Source organism: Pseudomonas ulcerans, from assembly GCF_036324125.1.
In the GTDB taxonomy this organism is placed as follows: domain Bacteria; phylum Pseudomonadota; class Gammaproteobacteria; order Pseudomonadales; family Pseudomonadaceae; genus Aquipseudomonas; species Aquipseudomonas ulcerans.
In genome coordinates this window covers 1-4,404 of the sequence record NZ_JAZDQN010000091.1, presented here as the reverse complement: position 1 = coordinate 4,404, position 4,404 = coordinate 1, and the positions used below count along the sequence as shown (strand labels likewise).

Here is a 4,404-nt window from a genome sequence, read left to right as displayed (position 1 = left end):
GCGAGCGGTTTTGCTTACTTTTTCCAAGAAAAAAGTAAGCCGCCGTAAAGGCGGAAGGCGCCGGCGGAGTCGCCGCCGCGACTGGATATGCTCGCAACACCAACACCAACACCAACACCAACACCAACACCAACACCAACACCAACACCACCAAGCAACAAAGATTTGTAGCTACCCTGCCGCGATGAGACGGGCACTGTGAAACAGACCCCGAGTGTGATTCAATTTTGATGGCTTATGGCCATTAACCATCAGTCCGCACATCAAGGAGCATTGGATTCATGGATGGAAGCACCGCCCACATTCCCTACGAGAAACCGAAGAACCTGGCAGGCCTGGGGCAGCGATTGCTGGCACGGCTGGTCGACCAGGCGATCGTATTCCTGATCTTGATCGCGTCGGTTTACCTCAATAACGTGCTCTACATGCACTTCGGTCACTTCACCGGCTACGATCTCGTGACGCCGCTCGCAATGCTGTTGGCGATTGCCTATTCCCTGGGGGCCGACGCCCTCAAGGGACAGAGTCTGGGCAAGCGCCTGATGAAAATCGTCGTGGTCGACGAGCGCAGCTACCTGAACTGCTCGCTCCTGCAATCGATTGCACGCAATCTGTCGTTGTCATTCCTGACTCTGCTCGACTTCATCTTCATCTTCTTCGGGTCGCGCAAGCGGTTGGGGGATATGTTCGCCAATACCGTAGTGCTGCGCACCTGAGGGTGCCGGGATGGCAGGAGCGGGCAAGCTCGCTCCTGCAGGGCCTTCAACCAAACCACCGCGCCAGCCCGCTCGGCGTCAGCCCGGTCCAGCGCTTGAACGAGCGCCTGAAATTGGTCGTGTCACTGAACCGCAGGTAGTTGCACACCTCCTCGTTGGTGTACCCCTTCATCTGGTACAGGTACAGCGCCACATGCCGGCGCACCAGGTCCAGCTGCTGCTGGAAGTGGGTGCCGTGTTTCCCCAGCTTGCGCTTGAGCGTGGTCGGGCTGGTATCGAACGCCGCAGCCACCCGGTCGAGGTTGATCGGTTCATGGATATGCCGGTGCAGGTGATCGAACAGGCAATCGAGGAAACTCGATCCGCCTCCCAGCGCCTCCAGTTGCCCCAGGCATGCCTGGCGCGCCACCAGCCCCGGCGTGGCCGCGGCATTCGGCAGTGGCCGATGGATGAATTCCCGTGGCAGCGAAAGCAAGGTGATCTGCGCATCGAAACGCACCTCTTCGCCCAGGTACACCCAGTACTGCTCGATATGCCGCGGCTGGCTCCAGGCACACTGGATGCGCCACGGCAGGTGCTCGCCGACCAGGCGCCGGCTCATCGCCAAGACCGAACCGAGGCAGGCCTCGCCGAGGAACTGCGCCTGGTTGCCGGCCCCGCAGCCGTCCTGCCAGTACAGGTGCAGGTAGTGCTCTTCCAGCAGCAGCCGCGGGGTCAGCAGCGGGCTGAGCAAGGCGTGGAACTCGCAGAGGTTCTCCAGCGCCTGGTACAGGTCGCGGGCATGCAGCAGGGTCTGGCTGGCCTCGCCGTAATGCCCCGGCAGCAGGCGCTGGCCGAAGAGGAAGGCGCTGTCGTCGGCATCCAGCAGGCGCCGGGCATTGTCCACCAGGGTCAGGAACTGTTCCTGGCTGAAGCGCGCGCTGCCGCGGCTGATGTCCTCGTAGAACACTTCGCAACCGCGCAACAGGCGATGGCTGTCGATACCCCGGGACAGCGCCAGGTCGATCAGGGCCGCCGGCTGGTAGTGGCCGACGATGAAGCGCTGGTCCCGCTCGTAGCCGCTCATGCTGCCCCCTGTTGCGGCACTTGCCGCTTGGCCCTGGCGATGCCCAGGTTGGCTCGTTTGAGCAGGCCTTCGACATCGTCGTCATAGGCCATGGCCACCGCCACGCTGGCGCGCAGGTGCACGCGTTCGCCATGCCGATGGGTCTTGTGCGCCAGGCTGGCCACCGCCTGTTGCAGTTCATCCGCCAGACCGCGGGCCTGGGTCTCGCCGGTGTTGGGCATGACCACCACGAAGCGGTCGCCGGCCAGGCGGCAGAGCACGTCCTGCTGGCGCAGGTTGAGCAGCAGCAGTTGCGCCAGCACCTGCAGCAGGTGGTCGCCCTCGGCCTCGCCATGGACCAGGTTGACCGCGCTGAAATCATCGATATCCAGCACCACCAGGGACAGCGGCTGCTCCTCGCGGCGGGCTTGCTCCAGGGCCAGGCGCACATGCTCGCGCAGGTACTGGGCGCCGCCCAGCGGGGTCAGCTTGTCGAACAGCAGGTGCTCGCGGAACAGCCCCTCGCGCTTGCTCATCTGCGCGTTGATCGCCTGTTGTTCCTTGTGCAGGTGGTAGACGCCGAAGGTCACCAGGAGCAGGCCCACCGGCATCGGCGCGGTTTCCAGCCAGTTGTCCCAGACCGCGCCGGGGGCGAGGCGGATGAACTCGTCGAGCACGTCCATCCACCAGGAAAAGCACACGCAGGCCATGCCGATGGCGAGCATGCGGGTGACGCGGCCGACCGGGCGGCTGCGCAGGAGCATGACCAGCCAGAGCAGCCAGATCAGCCCCGAGCCGCCTTCGCCGACCACGTCCATCCAGTTGATCTGCGCCCACGGCTTGACCTCGCCGAAGGCCAGGTACAGTTGCACGCCCAGGTTGGCGGCGATGGCCAGGCCAACGAAGGTCAGGGTGTGCAGTTTCAGCAGTGATTTCATCGCGAGTCTCCAGGCCGGGCCCGCCCAGCGTGCCCGACCAAGGTCACAGGGGTATTACAAGGACTTGCTGCGGGACTTGCAGGGCAACTGGTCGGGGCCCTGCTCGCCGTTGCAGAAGCGCTCCGCCGGCAGGTTTTTCACCGGTTCCACCAGGCGGTTGTGCCCCTGCTTGTCGCGGCTCAGGTCGAAGGCGTCGTAGAGCGTGCCCTTGGCGGTGTAGCTGCGCACTTCCAGGCGCGAGGCGAGGACTTCCACGGTCTGGTAGAGCTGGGTTTCCTCGGCGCTGCGGTCCGCTTGCTGGCGGGCGCGGTCGTTCAGGCCGTACATCTTCGAGCCGGCCACGGACACCATGTACACCGGGCCCTGGACCTTGCCGGCTGCCCGTGCCTGCCTGGCCGCGCCACGCCCTAGGGCATTGCTCAGGCGGCTGTAGCAGTGATCGTGGCCCTGCAGCACCAGGTCGACCTTGTAGCGCTCGAACAGCGGTTTCCACGCGGCCTTCAACGGCTCGGTGTCTTCCGGGCGGGCGCAGGTGTAGATCGGCTGGTGGGTGACCACGATGTTCCAGCGCGCGCGGCTTTCCTTCAGGCGCTGTTCCAGCCATTGGGTCTGCTGGTCGAGGGTGTTCAGGTCCAGCGCTGCGGTGCCGTCGAGGACGATGAAGCGCACGCCCTGGTAATCGCTGAAGTAGGTCGTGCTTTCCAGGCCCTTCACGCCATTGCCGGGCAGGGCGAACTGGCGTGGCCAGTGCGGGCCGAGGGTGCGGCTTTCGCTGCCGTCGGGGTTGGTGCTGTCGAGGTATTCGTGATTGCCGCTGGCCACCAGTTGCGGAATGCCGGCGTAGTGGAAGCCGCCGGCCTGGTTCCATTCGCCCCACTCGTCGTCATGGACCAGGTCGTCGCGCTGCGAGGTGAGGTCGCCGGCGTGCACCACGAGTGCCGGGTTGGCGGTGGCCTGCAGGGCCTGGCGCACGCTGCGCGAGGCGATGGACAGGATGTCGTTCTGGGTGTCGCCGAGGTAGATGAAGCGGAACGGCTTGAAGCCGGTGGCGGCGGTGCGGAACTGCAGCCATTCGCTCCAGCCGTCGGCGCCCTTGACCCGGTAGACGTAGGCGCTGTCGGGTTGCAGTCCGCCGAGACGGACCTGGTGGTATAGCGCCGCGCCGTTCTCGGTGTCCAGCGGCTGGCTGCTGCCTTCCAGCAAGGTCGCGCGTTTCTCCAGTTGCGGGCCGTCGAGGGCCGGGGCCAGTTGCAGCTCGGTGACACCCTGGCGGCTGTCGGTGCGGAAGGCCACGGCCATTTCCCGCGCCGGGTCCGCGCCCGGGGTCAGCACGATACGGTCGGCCAGGCCGCTGGCGGCATAGGGCGCGCCGGGGGAATGGGGCAGGGGTTCGGCGGCGCTGGCGCTGCCCAGGCAGGCGGAGAGGGCGAGGGCCAGGAGGCTCGGGCGGATCATGGAAAGTCCTTGTCAGGTGGGTTATGCCGGCCAAGGAAACAAAGGCAAATGACGCTTGGGTTACAGGGTGGGGGGTCTATTCGGACGTAGGCAGATGTGAAAAAAATGTTGGGTTCGGGCGTTTTCCAGGACCTCATCGCATCTTTGTTGCTCTGTGGTGCTGGTGCTGGTGCTGCGAGCATATCCGGTCGCGGCGGCGACTGCGCCGGCGCTTTCCGCCTTTACGGCGGCTTACTTTTTTCTTGGAAAA

At 65.0% G+C, this 4,404-nt stretch carries 4 protein-coding genes; 1 reads left to right on the top strand and 3 read right to left on the bottom strand.

The window, feature by feature from the left end; all coding sequences use genetic code 11:
• Positions 1-281 precede the first annotated feature (281 nt).
• The gene (locus tag V0R59_RS31650; protein WP_330078427.1) at positions 282-716 is read left to right on the top strand and encodes an RDD family protein; all 435 of its coding nucleotides are present in this window, start codon (positions 282-284) and stop codon (positions 714-716) included.
• 46 nt (positions 717-762) lie between these two features.
• On the opposite strand, the gene V0R59_RS31645 is transcribed toward V0R59_RS31650, so the two are convergent.
• From V0R59_RS31645 to V0R59_RS31635, 3 genes are read right to left on the bottom strand one after another with little or no spacing between them, the layout of a single operon-like run.
• Positions 763-1,782 (bottom strand): AraC family transcriptional regulator ligand-binding domain-containing protein, encoded by a 1,020-nt coding sequence (locus V0R59_RS31645; RefSeq protein ID WP_330078426.1) that lies wholly within the window; start codon positions 1,780-1,782, stop codon positions 763-765.
• Positions 1,779-2,699, bottom strand: a complete 921-nt coding sequence (locus V0R59_RS31640) for a GGDEF domain-containing protein (protein ID WP_330078425.1) — start codon at positions 2,697-2,699, stop codon at positions 1,779-1,781. The genes V0R59_RS31645 and V0R59_RS31640 overlap by 4 nt, the downstream gene beginning before the upstream one ends.
• A 54-nt stretch (positions 2,700-2,753) precedes the next feature.
• On the bottom strand, positions 2,754-4,154 hold the full coding sequence (locus tag V0R59_RS31635) for a metallophosphoesterase family protein (RefSeq protein ID WP_330078424.1): 1,401 nt from the start codon (positions 4,152-4,154) through the stop codon (positions 2,754-2,756).
• Positions 4,155-4,404: the final 250 nt, after the last annotated feature.